The 17,800-nt window shown below is 60.5% G+C and carries 15 protein-coding genes and 1 tRNA gene; 11 read left to right on the top strand and 5 right to left on the bottom strand.

The window, feature by feature from the left end; genetic code table 11:
* Positions 1–224: 224 nt before the first annotated feature.
* From FJQ55_RS00385 to FJQ55_RS00370, 4 genes are all read right to left on the bottom strand, one after another.
* On the bottom strand, positions 225–2,456 hold the full coding sequence (locus FJQ55_RS00385) for a transglycosylase domain-containing protein (RefSeq protein WP_140825775.1): 2,232 nt from the start codon (positions 2,454–2,456) through the stop codon (positions 225–227).
* Between the two features lie 187 nt (positions 2,457–2,643).
* Complete coding sequence (locus FJQ55_RS00380; protein ID WP_140825774.1) at positions 2,644–3,102, bottom strand: YbaK/EbsC family protein; 459 nt, start codon at positions 3,100–3,102, stop codon at positions 2,644–2,646.
* 328 nt (positions 3,103–3,430) lie between these two features.
* Positions 3,431–4,819: a M20/M25/M40 family metallo-hydrolase gene (locus tag FJQ55_RS00375; protein ID WP_140825773.1), complete on the bottom strand. Its 1,389-nt coding sequence runs from the start codon at positions 4,817–4,819 to the stop codon at positions 3,431–3,433.
* A 106-nt stretch (positions 4,820–4,925) separates the two neighbouring features.
* Positions 4,926–5,357 (bottom strand): MarR family winged helix-turn-helix transcriptional regulator, encoded by a 432-nt coding sequence (locus tag FJQ55_RS00370; protein ID WP_140825772.1) that lies wholly within the window; start codon positions 5,355–5,357, stop codon positions 4,926–4,928.
* 446 nt (positions 5,358–5,803) lie between these two features.
* On the opposite strand from FJQ55_RS00370, the gene polA reads away from it, so the two are divergent.
* The 7 genes from polA (at position 5,804) to FJQ55_RS23585 (ending at position 13,529) form a co-directional block, all read left to right on the top strand.
* Entirely contained in the window at positions 5,804–8,779 is a 2,976-nt protein-coding gene (gene polA, locus FJQ55_RS00365; protein WP_140825771.1) for a DNA polymerase I, read from the top strand.
* A 115-nt stretch (positions 8,780–8,894) separates the two neighbouring features.
* Positions 8,895–9,683, top strand: a complete 789-nt coding sequence (pcaD, locus tag FJQ55_RS00360) for a 3-oxoadipate enol-lactonase (protein ID WP_246084985.1) — start codon at positions 8,895–8,897, stop codon at positions 9,681–9,683.
* Positions 9,684–10,144: 461 nt separating this feature from the next.
* Entirely contained in the window at positions 10,145–10,930 is a 786-nt protein-coding gene (otnI, locus tag FJQ55_RS00355) for a 2-oxo-tetronate isomerase (RefSeq protein WP_140825770.1), read from the top strand.
* Positions 10,931–11,049: 119 nt separating this feature from the next.
* Positions 11,050–12,258 carry an FAD-binding domain-containing protein gene (locus FJQ55_RS00350; RefSeq protein ID WP_246084984.1) on the top strand — a complete coding sequence of 403 codons (1,209 nt, stop codon included), beginning with the start codon at positions 11,050–11,052 and terminating at the stop codon, positions 12,256–12,258.
* Entirely contained in the window at positions 12,255–12,596 is a 342-nt protein-coding gene (locus FJQ55_RS00345; RefSeq protein WP_140825768.1) for a thiol-disulfide oxidoreductase DCC family protein, read from the top strand. Before FJQ55_RS00350 ends, FJQ55_RS00345 begins: the two co-directional genes overlap by 4 nt.
* Before the next feature lie 2 nt (positions 12,597–12,598).
* Positions 12,599–12,934, top strand: coding sequence for an AarF/ABC1/UbiB kinase family protein (locus FJQ55_RS23590; protein WP_246084983.1), 336 nt, complete (start codon positions 12,599–12,601; stop codon positions 12,932–12,934).
* 121 nt (positions 12,935–13,055) lie between these two features.
* Positions 13,056–13,529 (top strand): AarF/UbiB family protein, encoded by a 474-nt coding sequence (locus FJQ55_RS23585; RefSeq protein ID WP_246084982.1) that lies wholly within the window; start codon positions 13,056–13,058, stop codon positions 13,527–13,529.
* 64 nt (positions 13,530–13,593) lie between these two features.
* Here the strand turns inward: FJQ55_RS23585 and FJQ55_RS00335 are convergent.
* A tRNA-Ser gene (locus tag FJQ55_RS00335) sits at positions 13,594–13,683 on the bottom strand.
* A gap of 173 nt (positions 13,684–13,856) precedes the next feature.
* On the opposite strand from FJQ55_RS00335, the gene FJQ55_RS00330 reads away from it, so the two are divergent.
* The 4 genes from FJQ55_RS00330 to FJQ55_RS00315 all read left to right on the top strand — a co-directional run bounded on the left by FJQ55_RS00330 (position 13,857) and on the right by FJQ55_RS00315 (position 17,797).
* Complete coding sequence (locus FJQ55_RS00330; RefSeq protein ID WP_167507679.1) at positions 13,857–14,177, top strand: hypothetical protein; 321 nt, start codon at positions 13,857–13,859, stop codon at positions 14,175–14,177.
* Positions 14,178–14,299: 122 nt separating this feature from the next.
* Positions 14,300–14,959, top strand: coding sequence for a peptide-methionine (S)-S-oxide reductase MsrA (gene msrA / locus FJQ55_RS00325; protein ID WP_140825767.1), 660 nt, complete (start codon positions 14,300–14,302; stop codon positions 14,957–14,959).
* Positions 14,960–15,215: 256 nt separating this feature from the next.
* The gene (locus FJQ55_RS00320) at positions 15,216–16,208 is read left to right on the top strand and encodes a BMP family lipoprotein (RefSeq protein WP_140825766.1); all 993 of its coding nucleotides are present in this window, start codon (positions 15,216–15,218) and stop codon (positions 16,206–16,208) included.
* 68 nt (positions 16,209–16,276) lie between these two features.
* The gene (locus FJQ55_RS00315; RefSeq protein ID WP_140825765.1) at positions 16,277–17,797 is read left to right on the top strand and encodes an ABC transporter ATP-binding protein; all 1,521 of its coding nucleotides are present in this window, start codon (positions 16,277–16,279) and stop codon (positions 17,795–17,797) included.
* The last annotated feature ends 3 nt before the right edge of the window (positions 17,798–17,800 follow it).

Genomic DNA, 17,800 nt, shown 5'->3' with positions numbered 1-17,800 from the left:
GTGGATGGTCTGGGATACACTGCAGCGCCGCTGCGGTTATGTCGCGTATATAAGAAGCGGAATTTCCGACTGCAAGGCTGGAATTCCGCTGAAAATCAGTAAAGAGAACAGATTGGACAGCCGTTCTCAGCCGGCTTTCCGTACTGCTTATTCCTCTTGTTAGATGACGCCTTTAGCACTCAAGGCTTGCCTCTGGCCATCGCCTTCTTGGTCGATGAAAACAATTACTGCCCCAGAATGAGATCGAGCAGCGTCGTGCGCCGCGGCGAGCCGCCTTGCGAACCCTGTCCCACGTCACCGGGCGGCACGGGTCCCTCCAGAATAGGCCAATTGCCCTGCTCGCCCGGCTGCACAGGCGGCTCGCCGTTCGCCTGTGGCTGGGCCGGATAACGCTCTTCGCCACCCCCTGTCAGCACGTCGGAAATGATCGTCCCAATGGAGGGATCCTGATCGGCCGGGGCCGGCTCCTGATAGTCGCCACCCGGCAAGGGTGCCGGCGCCAGACCCTGGTGGGCTGCCGTCATGAAATCGTGCCAGGCGCGGGCGGGCAGACCGCCGCCTGTGACCTTCTTCATCGAATCGCCGTTGTCATTGCCGAACCAGACCCCGGTGGTGAGGTTGCTGGTGTAACCGACAAACAGCGCGTCGCGGAAAGACTGTGTTGTACCTGTCTTGCCAGCCGCTTCCCAGCCCTTGAGCCGTGCCTTCTTACCAGTCCCCTCGTTGATGACCCCCATCAGCATCTGGTTCATCTCGCTGACGACCTGATCGCTGAGGACGCGGGGCGGTTCGAGATAGTTGTTCTCGTAGATGACCGTGCCGTCGGATTTGAGGATGCGCTGAACAATATGGGGTGTCGCCTTGTAGCCACCGTTCATAAAGGGAGCGTAGGCCGCCGTCAGTTCGAGCAGTGAGACTTCAGAGGTACCGAGGGCGATCGAGGCATTATTCTGAAGGTCGGAATCAATGCCCATGCGATGGGCAAGCTTGATCACCTGATCGGGGCCGACTTCCATGACCAGCTGGGCGGCGATGGTGTTGAGTGATTCGGCCAGAGCATGGGCCAGCGTCACCGGACCGCGATACTTCTCGTCATAGTTCTGAGGTGTCCACGACCCGATGCGGATCGGAGCATCATTGCGGGTGGAGCCCGGTCGCAAGCCGATCTCCATCGCGGCGGCATAGACGAAGGGTTTGAAGGCGGAGCCGGGCTGGCGTTTCGCCTTGACGGCGCGATTAAACTGGCTTTCGGCATAATCGCGTCCGCCGACAAGTGCGCGGATTGCTCCGGTACCGTCGATCGACACAAGGGCGGCCTGGGACGCGTTGACCTTCGCACCTTCGGCCGCCAGCGATTCCGTCAGGGCTGCTTCGGCCTTCTTTTCGAGCGTCATGTCGATGGTGGTTTCGACCACGATGTCTTCGGTGACCTTGCCAATGAGGGCCGTCACGTCATCACGCACCATGTCGGCAACGTACTGCCCGGCTCCGCTCCAGTAGCGCTTTGCCTTGGTGGGAGACTGCGACATCGCCGTCTTCACCTCGTCGTCGGTGATATAACCCTCTTCCAGCATGGCCTGAAGCACGACCTGGGCGCGGGCCTCGGCCGCTTCCGGATCGCGGGCGGGGGACAATCTGGAAGGCGCCTTCAGGAGACCGGCGAGAAGTGCGGCCTCCCCCAGGTTCACGTCACGGGCGGACTTGTTAAAGTAGCGGCGTGCCGCGGCTTCCACGCCATAGGCGTTGGAGCCGAAATACACCCGGTTCAGATACATCGCGAGGATCTGATCCTTGGTGTATTTCTGCTCCAGCCAGAAGGCGAGCAGGACTTCCTGCACCTTGCGCTCGACGGTGCGTTCCGGGGACAGGAAGAGGTTCTTGGCCAGTTGCTGGGTCAGCGTCGAGCCGCCCTGCACCGCGCGGCCACTCACCACATTGGTTACGATGGCGCGGGCGAGGCCCAAGGGGTCGACACCAAAATGCGAATAGAAGCGGCGGTCTTCGATCGCCATGACCGCCTGAGGGATGAAGGGCGACATTTCTTCCAAAGGAAGCGCTTCACCTCCGGTCGCGCCGCGATTGGCGATCCCCGTCCCCTCGACGGAAACAATCTTCATGTTGGGCGGGCGTTCGGGGATAGACCAGCTGCTGGCGCTCGGCATCTGGGAGCCATAATAGGCGACGAGGCCGCCAAGGCCGATGGCACCCCAGATCGACAGGACGAAGCACCAGTAGACCAGGCGTCCAAGGCCAAAGCCGCCGGAGGATTGTCGCTTGCGGGGCTTAGATTTCTTGGCCTTGCCAGAGCGGGATGAAGCGACCGACCGCTTACCAGAGGAGCGGGTTTTTCGACCGCCGGCTATGCGATCGTCCGCATCGAGCCGCAGGTCCTCGTCCTCGCGATCTTCCTCGAAGCTCGGTTCAATACGGTCGCGGGATTTGCCTCGGCTCACCATTCCGGCGGTCTTGCTCCAGATGCTCGTGTGTCAGGCAGCCATGCAAACCGAGAAGCTCGCACGCCGCCGTCTTGATATGCCTTGAAATCCGCTTCCGGGCCTGTGCGGCTTTCCTCCGATTGCACAGTAATTGCGGCGATTTAAGGGGTGGTTAAGACGCGGTAAACAGCCAGAGCCACACCTAATGTCACTGACAGAGATCCGCCCATTCGGCGTTAACCAGCGTTGCCATGCGCTGCGGCTCGATCCTGACTGCAGCATTTGTCGCGCCGCCGGCGGGCACGACTTCGGTCCAGTTCTTTAGTGAGATGTCGCAATAGACTTTGAGCGGTGTTGGAAGACCAAAAGGGCAGACACCCCCCACTGGGTGACTCGTCTTCTCGACCACTGCCTCCGCATCGAGCATACGCGGCTTCACACCGAAGCGGTCCTTGAATTTTCTGTTGTCGAGACGTTTTGTGCCGGCGGTGACGACGAGGACCACGTCTTCGCCGATTCTCAGGCAGATGGTCTTCGCAATCTGGTCCGGTTCGACCCCGTGAGCTTCCGCCGCCAATGCCACGGTCGCAGAACTCGCTTCCGTCACAATGACGGAGATATCTGGAGCGTTGGTGAGGAAGAACTGGCGGACGGTTTCGAGGCTCATGGGGTCATCCTAGTCGGGTTTGGCGGCAATCTTCAACTCTGCAAGTGCATAGCCTTGAAACGGGACGAAGCCCTCCTTATCTCCAGGCTACCAAGCGACGAGCGCATCGTTTCAGCGCAGAGATTGCACGAAGCGTCAGGCTCTTAAGGAATTGTTCATCATCCCGCGCGATCCTGTGGATCAGGGATGAGCTTGCCAAGGCAAGCAGACATCCGAAGCATCGCATGGCACGTTTCCGCCCCTGACCACGGATGTACTGGCAGGACAGCGTTGAAGCGTAAAGGAAAGGCCGGTTTTTGACCGGCCTTTTTGCTTTTCTGGCTCAAGCTCACTTGTTGGCAAGTGCGTCGAGGATACGAATCCAAGAGCGGATGCCCTTGTGGAACGAGTTCAGGTCATACTTCTCGTTGGGCGAATGGATGCGGTCATCGGTGAGGCCGAAGCCCACCAGCAGCGAATCCATACCGAGCATCTTCTGGAAATCGCCCACAATCGGGATCGAACCGCCCATGCCGATGATCACCGCCGGCTTCGGCCACTCATCCGAAAGCGCATTCTTCGCCTTGGTCAGCTCCGGCGAATCATAGGAAAGCTGGATTGCAGGCGAGCCCCCATGTTCGTGGAAATCCGCCGAGCAGTCGGCCGGAATCCGCGCCTTCACGAAGCTTCGGAAGCTCTCGCGGATCTTTGCGGGATCCTGGGTGCCGACGAGGCGGAACGAGATCTTAGCGGAAGCCTTGGCGGCGATGACGGTCTTGAAACCTTCGCCGGTATAACCGCCGATGATGCCGTTCACCTCCGCCGTCGGACGGGCCCAGGTCAGCTCCAAAACTGAACGACCCTTTTCGCCCGAGGGAATCGACAGGCCAACTTCGCCGAGGAAGCTTTCTGCGGTGCGGCCGAGGCTCTCCCAGGAAGCCTTGATGTTGGAGGGGGTTTCCTCAACGCCGTCATAGAAGCCCGGCAGGGTGACCTTGCCAGTTTCATCATGCAGATCTGCGAGGATCTTCGTCAGGATGTGGACCGGGTTCGCAGCGGCACCTCCGAACAGGCCGGAATGCAGATCGCGGTCAGCGGCGGTGATAGTCACCTCTTCGCCAACGAGGCCGCGCAGGGCAGCGGCAATGGCAGGAGTCTCGCGATCCCACATGCTCGTGTCGCAGACCAGGGCGAAATCGGCCTTCAGCTCGGCGGCATTGGCTTCCAGGAAAGGTTTGAGCGATGGCGACCCGGATTCCTCCTCACCTTCGAACAGGATGGTGATTCGAACCGGCAGGGAGCCCTTGACCGTCTTGTAGGCGCGGCAGGCTTCGACGAAGGTCAGCAACTGCCCCTTGTCGTCCGAGGTGCCGCGGCCCGTGATGATCTTACGACCGTCCTTTTCCTTGATCGCCGGGGCGAAGGGATCGTCTTCCCAGAGGTCGAGCGGATCGACGGGCTGAACATCGTAGTGACCGTAAAACAAAACATGCGGCGCATCCGCCCGGTCGGCGGCGTGATGGGCAACGACCATCGGATGGCCTGGCGTTTCGCGCAGCGAGGTATCAAAGCCAAGCTCGGCCAGTTCCTTCACCAGCCATTCGCCGCCCTTGCGGCATTCGGCCTTGTAGGTGGGATCGGTCGAGATGGAGGGAATCCGGACCAGATCAAAAAGCCGGTCGAGGCTCTCAGGGAGTGTCTCGTCGGCCTTGGCGAGGATGGGAGATAGGTCAGTCATGGGGCATGTCCTGCAGGATTGAAATCGCGGCGGACGATAGAGCAAAGCCTTGGATGTTTCGAGGCATAGGACGGCGGTTTTTTACCGGCAGTGCTTCGGGCGCGGCTCAGAGCTTGCGGGCATTGGCGATAGCCCAGCGCATATACTCCTTGAGCAGCTCCTTTTCGAAGCGCCGAAAGCCTGAGAAGACTGCCTCTTCCGCTTCCCCTGCTAAAGTGAGCGCCTCCGTGCGCATCGCGCGCGCCTTCTCGGTCAAGAATGTCTGCTGGGCGCGCCTGTCGCGGGGATGAACGCGCCGTTCGATCAAGCCGTCGCGCTCCATGCGGGCGAGCGTGTTGGCCATTGTGGCCTGCTCCACATCGACCCGATCGAGCAATTGTCGCTGGGTCAGCCCCTCCTCCTCCCACAATTCGATGAGAACGGGGAATTGTCCAGGAGAGAAACCGAGCTGCGCAGCCCGGGTCTGCAGCACACGCGTCAGGCTGCGGGCGAACTGCGTCGCCAGTTGCGTGGCAGATTCCGGGCGGTCATTGGCCATGGCTCAACAATGTCGCAAGAGAGGTTTCGGCAAATGTGTCGCTGACTGTAGCGAGGAAAAGCATCGCAGACGATGCATTCCTGTGGCTGACCATACATTCGGATGCCGTCTGGAATTCGGAAGCCGCCGTGGCTTGAGGCGGGGACTGCCACGACGGCTCCGGAATATGGGGACAAAGGCCCGGAGAGGGGGATAAGGCCTTTGCCCGAGTCTGACGCGGCGGGGGACGAGCCTCATTCAGACTACGACGTGATCAGACGTCGATGACTAAGATCTGAGGTTCCAAATGTGGTTTTTCAAGGGAAGCCGGGATTACAAATCGGTAAGCTTTTCGTGAATGTTTCTTCTGGCCGACAAGGATGAAAGACAGTCTCTCCCGGTCTTTTCCGATTGCCCGATCCAAACCGTCATAGACGTTTCTGTCGCCTCGCGTTATCCATGCGCTCATGAACAAAGGCGATCATCTTTTCCTCGTCGACGGCTCGGGCTTCATCTTCCGCGCCTTCCACGCCATCCCTGCCCTCAACCGCAAGTCGGACGGCCTCCCCGTCAACGCGGTCTCCGGCTTCTGCAACATGCTGTGGAAGCTGCTGCGGGATGCCCGTAACACCGATGTCGGGGTGACGCCGACCCATCTTGCGGTCATCTTCGACTATTCGTCGACGACGTTCCGCAAGGAAATCTATCCGCTCTACAAGGCCAACCGTTCGGCGCCGCCGGAAGATCTCATTCCGCAGTTCGGCCTGATCCGACATGCCACTCGCGCTTTCAACCTGCCCTGCATCGAGACCGAGGGTTTCGAGGCCGACGATATCATTGCGACCTATGCCCGCCAGGCCGAGGCTGTGGGTGCCGACGTGACCATCGTGTCATCCGACAAGGACCTGATGCAGCTCGTCAGCGCGAATGTGCATATGTACGACGCGATGAAGGACAAGCAGATCAGCATACCCGACGTCATCGAGAAATGGGGCGTGCCGCCGGAAAAGATGATCGATCTGCAGGCTCTGACTGGGGATTCTACGGATAATGTACCGGGCATTCCGGGCATCGGCCCGAAGACGGCTGCCCAACTGTTGGAAGAGTTCGGGGACCTGGAGACACTGCTCGAGAGGGCCGGCGAGATCAAGCAGGTCAAGCGCCGTGAAAACATCGTGGCCAATGCCGAGCTGGCGCGGGTTTCGCGGCAGCTTGTGGAGTTGCGCACTGATGTGCCGCTTGAGATGAAACTTGAGGATCTTGTCCTCGAACCGCAGGACGGGCCCAAGCTGATCGGATTCCTGAAAGCGATGGAATTCACCACGCTGACGCGTCGGGTCGCCGAGACCTGTGACTGCGATGCGGGGGCCATCGAGGCAGCGGTGGTTCCGGTGGAATGGGGCGACGCGGCCCACGGGCCCGACCTCGATTTAAGATCCGTTTCGGCCGACCAGCCGACGATGGCGCAGAGCGCCCCCGGTGCCACGACATCAAACACTGCAAGCGGCAAGGCGCCCGCAGATCTCGCCCGCCAGCGGGCCGAAAGTCTTGCCGGAAAACCGATCGACCGATCACGCTACGTGACCATTCGCGACATTGAGACCCTGGAGCTCTGGCTCGCTGCGGCCCGCGAAACGGGCGTCGTCGCCTTCGACACGGAAAGCACCTCGCTCGACCCGATGCAGGCGGATCTGGTCGGCGTGTCCTTCGCCATTCAGGATAATGTATTGTCGCCGGGCTCCACCGATATCCGCGCGGCCTACGTGCCGCTCGGCCATCGCTCCGGCGTCGGCGACCTCTTGGGCGGCGGGCATGCCGAGGGACAGATTCCGATGGCCGCAGCGCTTGCCGCCATGAAGGGTCTGCTCGAAGATCCTGCCGTGCTCAAGGTGGTCCAGAACCTGAAATACGACTACCTGATCATGAAGCGCTACGGAATCGTGCTCCAGTCCTTCGACGACACGATGCTGATGTCCTATGTGCTGGATGCCGGCAAGGGCAATCATGGCATGGACACGCTGTCGCAACGTTGGCTCGGCCATACGCCGATCGCCTTCAAGGATGTGACCGGCTCGGGAAAGTCTTCCGTCACCTTCGATCTGGTCGATATCGACCGCGCCACGACCTATGCCGCCGAGGATGCCGATGTGACGCTGCGGCTGTGGCTGGTGCTGAAGCCCCGGCTTGCCGCCGAGGGCCTCACGCGGATTTATGAGCGGCTGGAGCGGCCGCTGGTGCCGGTGCTGGCACATATGGAAGAGCGCGGCATCACCGTAGACCGCCAGATTCTCTCGCGTCTGTCCGGGGAATTGGCACAGAAGGCAGCGGCTGCGGAAGACGAAGTCTATGCCCTTGCTGGCGAACGCTTCAATATCGGCTCGCCCAAGCAGCTGGGGGACATCCTGTTCGGCCGCATGGGCTTGCCGGGCGGCTCGAAAACCAAGACCGGCCAATGGTCGACCTCTGCCCAGGTACTCGAAGACCTGGCGGCGGAAGGGGCCCCGCTGCCACGCAAGATCGTTGACTGGCGGCAGCTCACCAAGCTCAAGTCCACCTATACCGATGCGCTTCCGGGTTATGTGCATCCGCAGACCAAGCGCGTGCATACGGGTTATTCGCTCGCCTCGACCACCACCGGGCGGCTCTCCTCCTCCGAACCCAACCTACAAAACATTCCGGTGCGGACGGCGGAAGGCCGCAAGATCCGCACGGCCTTCATCTCGACGCCCGGCCACAAGCTCCTTTCGGCCGACTATAGCCAGATCGAACTGCGCGTTCTCGCCCATGTCGCCGATATCCCGCAACTGCGTCAGGCCTTTGCTGACGGTATCGACATTCACGCGATGACCGCCTCGGAGATGTTCGGTGTGCCGGTCGAGGGCATGCCGTCCGAGGTCAGGCGCCGGGCGAAAGCCATCAATTTCGGCATCATCTACGGGATATCCGCGTTCGGCCTCGCCAATCAGCTGAGCATCGAACGCTCCGAAGCGGGCGATTACATCAAGAAGTATTTCGAGCGCTTCCCCGGGATCAAGGACTACATGGAGGCCACGAAGGCCTTCGCCCGCGAAAAGGGTTATGTCGAGACCATCTTCGGCCGGCGCGCGCATTACCCGGAAATCAAGTCTTCCAATCCCTCCATGCGTGCGTTCAACGAGCGGGCTGCAATCAACGCGCCGATCCAGGGATCGGCGGCAGACATCATCCGTCGCGCGATGATCCAGATAGAACCCGCTCTTGCCGCATCGGGCCTTGCTGAGCGCTGCCGCATGCTGCTGCAGGTGCATGACGAGCTGATCTTCGAAGTTGAGGACGAAGCCGTCGATGCGGCCATGCCCGTGATCGTCGACGTCATGGAGAATGCCGCGATGCCAGCTGTCTCGATGCGGGTGCCGCTGAAGGTCGATGCACGCGCTGCCAATAACTGGGACGAAGCACACTGATCGATCAGCCGTGCAGGATTTGAAGCCTGCACGCACCCATCCCTTTCATGGCATCTCCCTGGACAACGCCGCTTACCGGCGAACCGGAGATGCCAGCCCAACGGAGGAATAACCCTTGGCATTCAAGACGATCAACGGCCATGTGATGCATTACGAATTGATCGGGGAGGCGAAGGCCAAAAACCTGATCGTGTTCTCGAACGGCCTAGGCACGGATTTTCGCATCTGGCTGCCGCTCTTCGACGAACTCGGCGATGACGTGTCCGTGCTTCTCTATGACAGCCGCGGCCACGGGCTTTCCGGTGGCGCCGACGCGCCCTTCGGCATGGATGAACTGGTGGGCGATCTTGCCGGTCTGTGCGACGAGCTGGGTATTCGCAAGGCGACTTTCTGCGGCCTCTCGGTCGGTGGCCTGGTTTGCCAAGGCCTCTGGAAGGCGCGACCGGACCTCTTCCGGAAGCTGGTTTTGTGCGACACGGCTCCGCGCATTGGCAGTGCCACGATCTGGAGCGAGCGGATGGCCGGGATCGAAGAGGGTGGACTGGACAGTGCTGCCGAAAATGCGATGGCGAGATGGTTCACGCCCGCCTTTCATGAAGGCCGCGCCGATGAGCTCGCGGGCTACCGCCTGATGATGACCCGGCAGCCGGTTGCGGGTTATCTCTCGACTTGCGCTGCCCTTCGTGACACCGATTTCGCCAATGTGCTGCCCACGATCACCGTTCCGACGCTTGTGGTGGTCGGCGACCAAGATGGTTCGACGCCGCCTGAGACGGTACAGGCTGCGGCAGAATCCATCCCCGGCGCCCGCTTCGAGATCATCGAAGAATGCGCTCACATTCCCTCAATCGAGCAACCGGAAGCGCTCGCTGAACTGATCCAGCGTTTCATGCGTCAGGCGTGAGGCGCTGTCTCACCTGAACCTGAAGGGCCATCGGACGTCGGTCCGGTGGCAATAAATGGCCTGAGGAAAGGTCGAAAACGAAAAAGCCTGCCGCGGGAGGAGGTGCGGCAGGCTTTTCGAAATATATGAACACCGACTGGGAGGAGGAGTGCCAGTGTTCAGTAGAACGGCCTTGGGAGGAGGAGTGGCCGTTCCGCCTCGAAGCTCTGCGGGAGGAGGTGCATTGCTTCGATAGGTATGAACATACTCCGATGGCCGTCGATTCCAATCGCCAATGCTGCACTGCAGCTATGCATCGGATGCAAGACGGCATGATTATGAATTGGGCAGAATCGCCGATCAATGAGGGGAATCGCCCAGGACTCAGGGGGCCGGACGCCTATGTGGCAGTTTATCGAGCCAAAAATCTCGGAGTTCGGAAGCGAGACCGTCTCGCGTGAAGACTTGCCAGGGAGCCAGCATTGCCGAAGTTTGCCGCCAATCTGTCGATGATGTTTACAGAATTCCCGTTCCTCGACCGGTTCCGGGCGGCGGCGGATTGCGGATTTACAGCCGTCGAATTCCTTTTTCCCTATGAGCACGCCGCGGAGTTGATTGCTGACAAGCTGTCCGAGGCGGGGCTGGTTCAGGCATTGTTCAACATGTCGCCCGGGAACTGGGATGGGGGAGAGCGCGGACTTGCCGCTTTGCCGGGGCGGGAGAGCGAGTTCGCGCAGTCTGTCGAGACGGCGATCTCCTATGCACGGGTGATCGGTACGCCGCGTCTGCACATGATGGCGGGCATTGTCTCGGCGCGTAACCCGGTCGCCACCGACGCTTACCGCAAGAACCTGAAGCGGGCGGCAGAGCTGACGGGCGAGGCCGGTATCGGTCTCGTCATAGAACCGATCAATAGCCGCGACATGCCGGGTTACTTCCTCGACAATTTTGATCGCGCAGTCAGTTTCATCGCGGAGATCAATCTGCCGCATGTGCAGCTACAGTTCGACATCTACCACCGGCAGATCCTACACGGCGACGTGATCATGGCGCTGAGACGCTTCGCCCCGCTGATCGGGCACATTCAGGTCGCCTCGGTGCCGGACAGGCACGAGCCGCTGACCGGCGAACTCGATGATTTGCGGATCTTCACTGAGATCGACGCGATCGGCTATCAGGGCTATGTCGGATGCGAGTACCGGCCGCGCAGAGGCACGAAGGACGGGCTTGGCTGGATAGGGAAGGTTTCAGACCCTCCAGATGGCTGACGGGCTTAGCTCAGGGGGCGTCGTGATGTCACATCTTTGGTTCAACGGATTATCTGATCCGCGCCTCGGGTGATGTCGTAGCCTGTCCTATGATGTCCAGCCGTACGACAGGAGCCTCCGTGGATAATGCGACACTCGGCTCCGGCCACACCTCCCCTCCCCTCACCCGGGCGGCAGCCCTGGCGCGGCTTCAGGACTTCGCGCCCAGAGCGGGTATGGAATATGCGCGCCTCCGAAATCTGGATATGGGCCCCGGCCGACACAAACATGTGTCGAGCCTGTCGCCTGCGCTGCGGAGGCGGTTGATCAGCGAGCGCGAGGTTGTTTCAGCCGTTGTCAGCGAGCATGGGCCAGGCGCCAGCGACAAATTCATCAGCGAGGTCTTCTGGCGTACCTACTGGAAGGGGTGGCTCGAGCAGCGGCCTTCCGTCTGGACTGGATATCTGAAGGCCCTGGCGCATGAGAAACAACGGCTCAACCATGACAGCGGGCGGATGACGAGATTTTCGCAGGCCGCTAACGGGCGTAGCGGCATCGACTGCTTCGATGCCTGGGCGACGGAGTTGCAGGAAACCGGCTACCTGCACAACTGGGCCCGGATGCAGTTCTCATCAATATGGATCTTCACCCTTGGCCTGCCGTGGGAGCTGGGCGCCGCCCACATGTTTGCGCACCTCGTCGATGCAGATCCTGCGGCCAACACCCTGTCCTGGCGCTGGGTTGCGGGCCTTCACACCAAGGGCAAGGCCTATCTTGCTGACGGCGAGCGCATTCGCGCCATGACGCAGGGCCGCTTTTCACCGCAGGGGCTTGCAAGGCGGGCCCTTCTGCCCGCGGAGAGTATCGACATTCCCGCCCCATCAACACCACGCCCGGCTGCACTTCCGAAGAAAGGCGTGTCGAGCCTGCTGCTATTGACGGCGGAGGATCTATCGCTGGAAACCTTGCCGCAGATTGACTCCTTGTCGATCGACGCGATCGCCCTGCTCCCAGGTGACAGCGAGGCAGACGGGATTGCCTTGGCCGACGCACTGGCCCGTGCCAGACAGAAATGGCCGGATGCACAGGTACTCGGGGCGTTTGGTGCGCACGAACTTCGTTCGGCACGGGATCTCCGATGCCGCCAGATCGTGACGGGCTTTGCGCCGGTCGGACCCATAGCGGACAGGCTGATCGCGCTCCGGGTAGACGCAGAGCGGGAAGGTCTCCCCCTCACCGAACATCAACGCGTCTGGGACGTTGAGGCTTGGCCGTACTGCCGGAAAGGTTTCTTTACTCTCAAGGAGAAGATCCCGATGCTGATGTCTCTCAGTGGAGACCAGAGATGAACGAGCGCGTGACAATCTGGTTCGATAGCGGATGTCCGCTGTGCAGAGGCGAGATTGCGCTGATGCGACGGCTCGACCGGCGGGGCGCCATCCGCTTCGTCGACGCCTGCAATCCGAACACCGACTGCCCGATCGATCGCGCAGATATTCTGTCCCGCTTCCACGCCATGGAGGGCGGCAGGTTGCTTTCAGGAGCCGCAGCTTTCGCCGCCATGTGGCGGGCGATCCCGATCTTGCGGCCGCTCGGTCTGCTTGCCGGCTGGCCGCCGGCAACCCCGCTGTTCGAACGAGCCTATCAGGCGTTCTTGCGATTTCGGCCCCGGCTTCAACGGTGGTAGCGATGAGCGACCGCTTTCGCCCGGTGCCCCAGGGCCGTCTCGCCCGTCTCGCAGCCTTCGGTCAAATTGCTGGGAGCGTCGCAACCGGCGTGGTTGGCGAAGGGCTCAGGCGGCTGGCGCAAGGGGATAGACCGCAGCTTGCCGATCTGCTCCTGACGCCGTCCAACGCCTTGCGGGTGACGGACCAGCTGTTGCGGCTCAGGGGTGCTGCCATGAAGCTGGGCCAGATGATCTCCCTCGACGCTGGCGACATGCTTCCCGCCGAACTCACCACCATTCTCGCGCAACTGCGCGATGGCGCCCATGTCATGCCGCCGCAGCAGCTGGAGGCGCCCTGACAAACGCATGGGGCGCAGACTGGCGCCGACATTATGTCCGCTTTGACACTAAGCCGATAGCGGAAGCATAGGACAAGAGCTGCTTGACCTGGTGTTGCGGGAACTGTTCGAAATGGGCCTGATGCAGACAGACCCGAACTTTGCGAACTATCGCTGGCAACCCGATACCGTCCGTCTCGTTTTGCTCGACTTCGGAGCGGCCAGACCCGTCTCTACCACAACATCCGATGCCTATCGCACGCTGTTGCGCGCTGCTCTTTCGCAAGATGTCAACGCTGTTGTGAATGCCCTGTTCTCAATGGGCTTCCTGTCGGCTGCGCAGATGGAGCGTCATGGCAGCACGCTGAGGATCATGGCTCAGATCGGTCTCAAACATTTGCATGCGAGGCCCGACGGGATGTTCGATTTTGCCGATCGCAGTCTAGTGCCGATGCTGCGCGCCTTTGCGGCGCTGATCGCCGCGGACCGACAGAGCCTTACTCTTCCCCCAGCGGAAATGCTGTTCGTTCAGCGCAAAATCGGCGGCATGGCACTGCTTCTCATGCGGCTTAAGGTGCAGCTGCCGCTTGTCGAGACGCTCACACGCCACACATAGATCCTGGGCGTCAAAAGACAGACCGGCTGGCGCCGGGATCGTAAGACAAAGATATACAAGCAAATGGCGGACAGGGTGGGATTCGAACCCACGGTACGCTTTCACGCACACACGCGTTCCAGGCGTGCGCCTTAAACCACTCGGCCACCTGTCCAGGGGGATCGCGGGGCAAACCACCGCGGTTGGTCGGGCGCGATATATACCCATGAAATCTGGCGGATCAACCTAAATCTCGCATTATTTTGACATCGGCTCTCAAATCCCTATCTATATGCCCAGACGGCAGTGGGGTTGGAGACTGGCCGTCGTGTTCAGCCGGGGATGTGTATGGTGCGGCTTGCGTTCAGAATAATGAGTTTGCTGTTTCTCTGCGTCGGGACCATCGCTGCGGCGGTTGATGCGATCGCGTCAGTTTCAGCCTCCCGTGTGATCCTGACGCCGCTCGCGTCGATCTGGAATGATGTCAGCCCGGCCTCGCTGCTGAAGCTGCAGAGCATGCTGGAGATGCGTTTCGGGCCCGCGGCCTGGTCGACGGTTCAGGATCTGCTGTTGCCACAACCGGGTTTCGTCGTGCTGTTCGCACTGTCGTTGGTTTTCTGGATGGTCGGATACAAGAAGCCCTCGCTGGCCGGACGTTTCGCCGCCTGAGCGCATCGGCAGTCACCAGTCGCTTTTATCTAACGGGTCTGCATCAGCCAATGGCGGATGCCGTGACCTTTGCCTGCCAGGACGTACGGCGGCGCGTTTTACCTCACACAAGGAGTATCGAGATGTTCCTGATCGACATGTTCAACAAGAAGACCGTGATGCCGACGGCGGAAAACGCTCTTCCCGGTCGCACAGAGCCTCTGCCCACGGCCGAGACACATTTCATATCCGGCCTGCCGCTCAAGGGCCCGTATCCGGAGCAGATGCAGACGATCTATCTGGGCCTCGGATGTTTCTGGGGGGCCGAGCGGCTTCTCTGGCAGACGCCGGGCGTCTATGTGACCGCGGCCGGCTATCAGGGCGGCATCACCCCCAATCCGACCTATCAGGAAACCGTGACCGGGCTCACCGGCCACACGGAAGTGGTCAAGGTCGTCTATGATCCCGCCAAGATCAGCCTGGAAGCGCTGCTCAAGATCTTCTTTGAGGCGCATGATCCGACCCAGGGCATGCGCCAGGGGAACGATATCGGCACGACCTACAGGTCGGCCATCTATGTGGAGACAGAGGAAGATATGGCACTGGCGATCCGGGTGCGCGACGCGTTCCAGAACGCCTTGGTGCAGGCAGGGCACAACAGTCGGGTGACGACCGAAATCGCCCATGCCGGCCCCTTCTACTATGCGGAAGAGTATCATCAGCAATATCTCGCAAAGAATCCGAACGGCTATTGCGGTCTGCAAGGTACAGGGGTCTCTTGCCCGATCTCGCCGGCAGCATGAGACGTTCTGCCCAAAGCGGCAGCACAAATCCCTTTGATCTGACTAGATTTTCACACTCGGCGCCGAAATTTCGGCACGGGTGTGAATCTTTACCAGATGAAAAAAATCTGGTGAATTTTCAGACGAGCCATGCAAGGATGCAGCCCAGCCAGGACCTCTGGAAAAGGGGAGCGGCGGTTCCGCAGACATGTCTTTCCGTATGGGAAGGCTTGCGGGAGGACCCAACAAGATCAATAGCAACAAACAGGGCTGCACTATGAAGAAAACCCTCCTCAGTCTCTTTGCCTTGGCCGCGATGTCGGCAACCGCGCTTGCGGCCGACGTCAAGCCGGCGCTGGTGTATGGTACGGGCGGCAAATTCGACAAGTCGTTCAACGAAGCCGCTTATGGTGGCGCCGAGAAGTTCAAGGCCGAAACCGGCATCGACTATCGTGATTTCGAACCGACCAGCGATACGCAGGGCGAGCAGGCGATCCGCAACTTCGCGTCCAAGGGCTTCAACCCGGTCGTGGCCGTTTCCTTCGCCTGGACCTCTGCCATCGAGAAGGTTGCCGCCGAATTCCCCGACACTCAGTTCGTGATCGTCGATTCCGTTGTCGACAAGCCGAATGTCCGCTCGGTTGTCTATAAAGAAGAAGAAGGTTCTTACCTCGTCGGCCTGCTTGCCGGCATGGCATCGACCACCGGCAAGGTTGGTTTCGTCGGCGGCATGGATATCCCGCTGATCCGCAAGTTCGAATGCGGCTACGAGCAGGGCGCGCGCGCCGCCAAGGCCGACATCGAAGTTCTGCAGAACATGATCGGCACCACCGGTGCTGCCTGGAACGACCCTGTCCGCGGCGGTGAACTCGCCAAGAACCAGATCGACCAGGGCGCGGACGTCATCTACGCCGCAGCCGGCGCTTCAGGCCTCGGCGTCCTCCAGACGGCAGCAGACAACAAGAAGTTCTCGATCGGCGTGGATTCCAACCAGAACCACCTGCAACCGGGTTCCGTCCTGACCTCGATGGTCAAGCGCGTCGACCTCGCTGTTTACAACGCATATTCCGACTCCAAGAACGACAAGTTCACGCCGGGCCTTCTCGCTCTTGGCGTCAAGGAAGACGGCGTCGGCTACGCGCTCGACGACAACAACGCCAAGCTGATCACCGACGACATGAAGGCCGCCGTTGAAAAGGCGAAGGCCGACATCATCGCAGGCACCGTTAAGGTGCACGACTACATGTCGGACAATTCATGCCCGAAGTGATTTAAAATCCGGGCGCAGGACGGCGATCAAGTCGTCCTGCGCCCTTTTTGTATGTCTGGGGGACCGGAATGACTGCTAAAAGCCAGGTACCGGCGATCGAACTGATCGGCATCGACAAGAAGTTCGGTGCGGTGCATGCCAACAAGAACATCAACCTCACGGTCGCCAAAGGCTCCATTCACGGTATCATCGGTGAAAATGGCGCTGGCAAATCGACGCTGATGTCGATCCTCTACGGATTCTACCAGGCCGACCAGGGATCCATCCAGATCGCGGGCAAGCCGATCACCATCCGCGACAGCCAGGCAGCGATTAGCGCCGGCATCGGAATGGTGCACCAGCATTTCATGCTGGTCGAAAATTTCACGGTGCTGGAAAACCTGATGCTCGGTGCCGAAGGCGGCGCGACATTGGCCAAGGGCGTCGACACTGCTCGTGCCGCGCTCAAGAAGCTGGAAGAGGATTACGAGCTGGAAGTCGATCCCGACGCGGTGGTCGAGGAACTTCCCGTGGGTCTGCAGCAGCGCGTGGAGATTCTGAAGGCGCTTTATCGCGGCGCAGAAATCCTGATTCTTGACGAGCCGACTGGCGTTTTGACGCCGGCTGAAGCGGATCACCTGTTCAAGATCCTCGGCGTGCTGCGCGACCAGGGCAAAACCGTCATTCTGATCACGCACAAGCTGCGCGAGATCATGGCGATCACCGACACAGTCTCGGTGATGCGGCGTGGCGAGATCGTTGCGACACGCAAGACAGCTGAGACAACGGTCGAAGAACTGGCCGAGCTGATGGTTGGCCGCCGCGTGCTGCTTCATGTCGACAAGAAGCCAGCCAATCCAGGTGACGTCTATCTCTCTGTGCGCAACCTGACCGTCAAGGACAGCCGTGGCGTCACCATGGTCGACAACGTCTCGTTCGACGTAAGGTCCGGGGAAATTGTCGGTATCGCTGGCGTTGCGGGCAATGGCCAGAGCGAATTGCTGGAGGCAATTACCGGCATCCGCAAACCCACATCCGGCGAGATCTGGATCGGCGGGCGCAACGTCGCGGGGCTCGATCCGGCAGAATTGCGCGGCGTAGGCGTTGCTCATATTCCGGAAGACCGACACCACATGGGCCTTGTGCTCGCCTTCGAGGAAAGTCAGAACGCAATACTGGGCTATCATCGTGACGAGCGCTACGGGAAGGGCTTCTTCCTCGACCCCGAGGCAATTCGCAAGGCGGCCGTGGCGGAGATCGAGAAATACGACATTCGCCCACCAAACCCACGGCTCAAGACTGCGAACTTCTCAGGCGGCAACCAGCAAAAGATCGTGGTCGCGCGCGAAATCGAGCGGGATCCGAAGCTTCTGATCGTCGGCCAGCCTACCCGCGGCGTCGACATCGGCGCCATCGAATTCATTCACAAGCGGATCGTCGAAACGCGGGACGCCGGCAAGGCCGTGCTGCTGGTTTCCGTCGAGCTCGACGAGATCCGTTCGCTGTCCGACCGGATCCTGGTGATGTTCGCCGGCAAGGTGGTTGGCGAGAAGACACCGGACGCCGGTGAACAGACACTCGGCCTGATGATGGCCGGTATTGCCGCTTGAGGA

The organism is Rhizobium glycinendophyticum, assembly GCF_006443685.1.
Lineage (GTDB): Bacteria > Pseudomonadota > Alphaproteobacteria > Rhizobiales > Rhizobiaceae > Allorhizobium > Allorhizobium glycinendophyticum.
The sequence above is the reverse complement of the archived record's forward strand: the minus strand, read 5'-3'. Positions and strand labels throughout refer to the sequence as shown.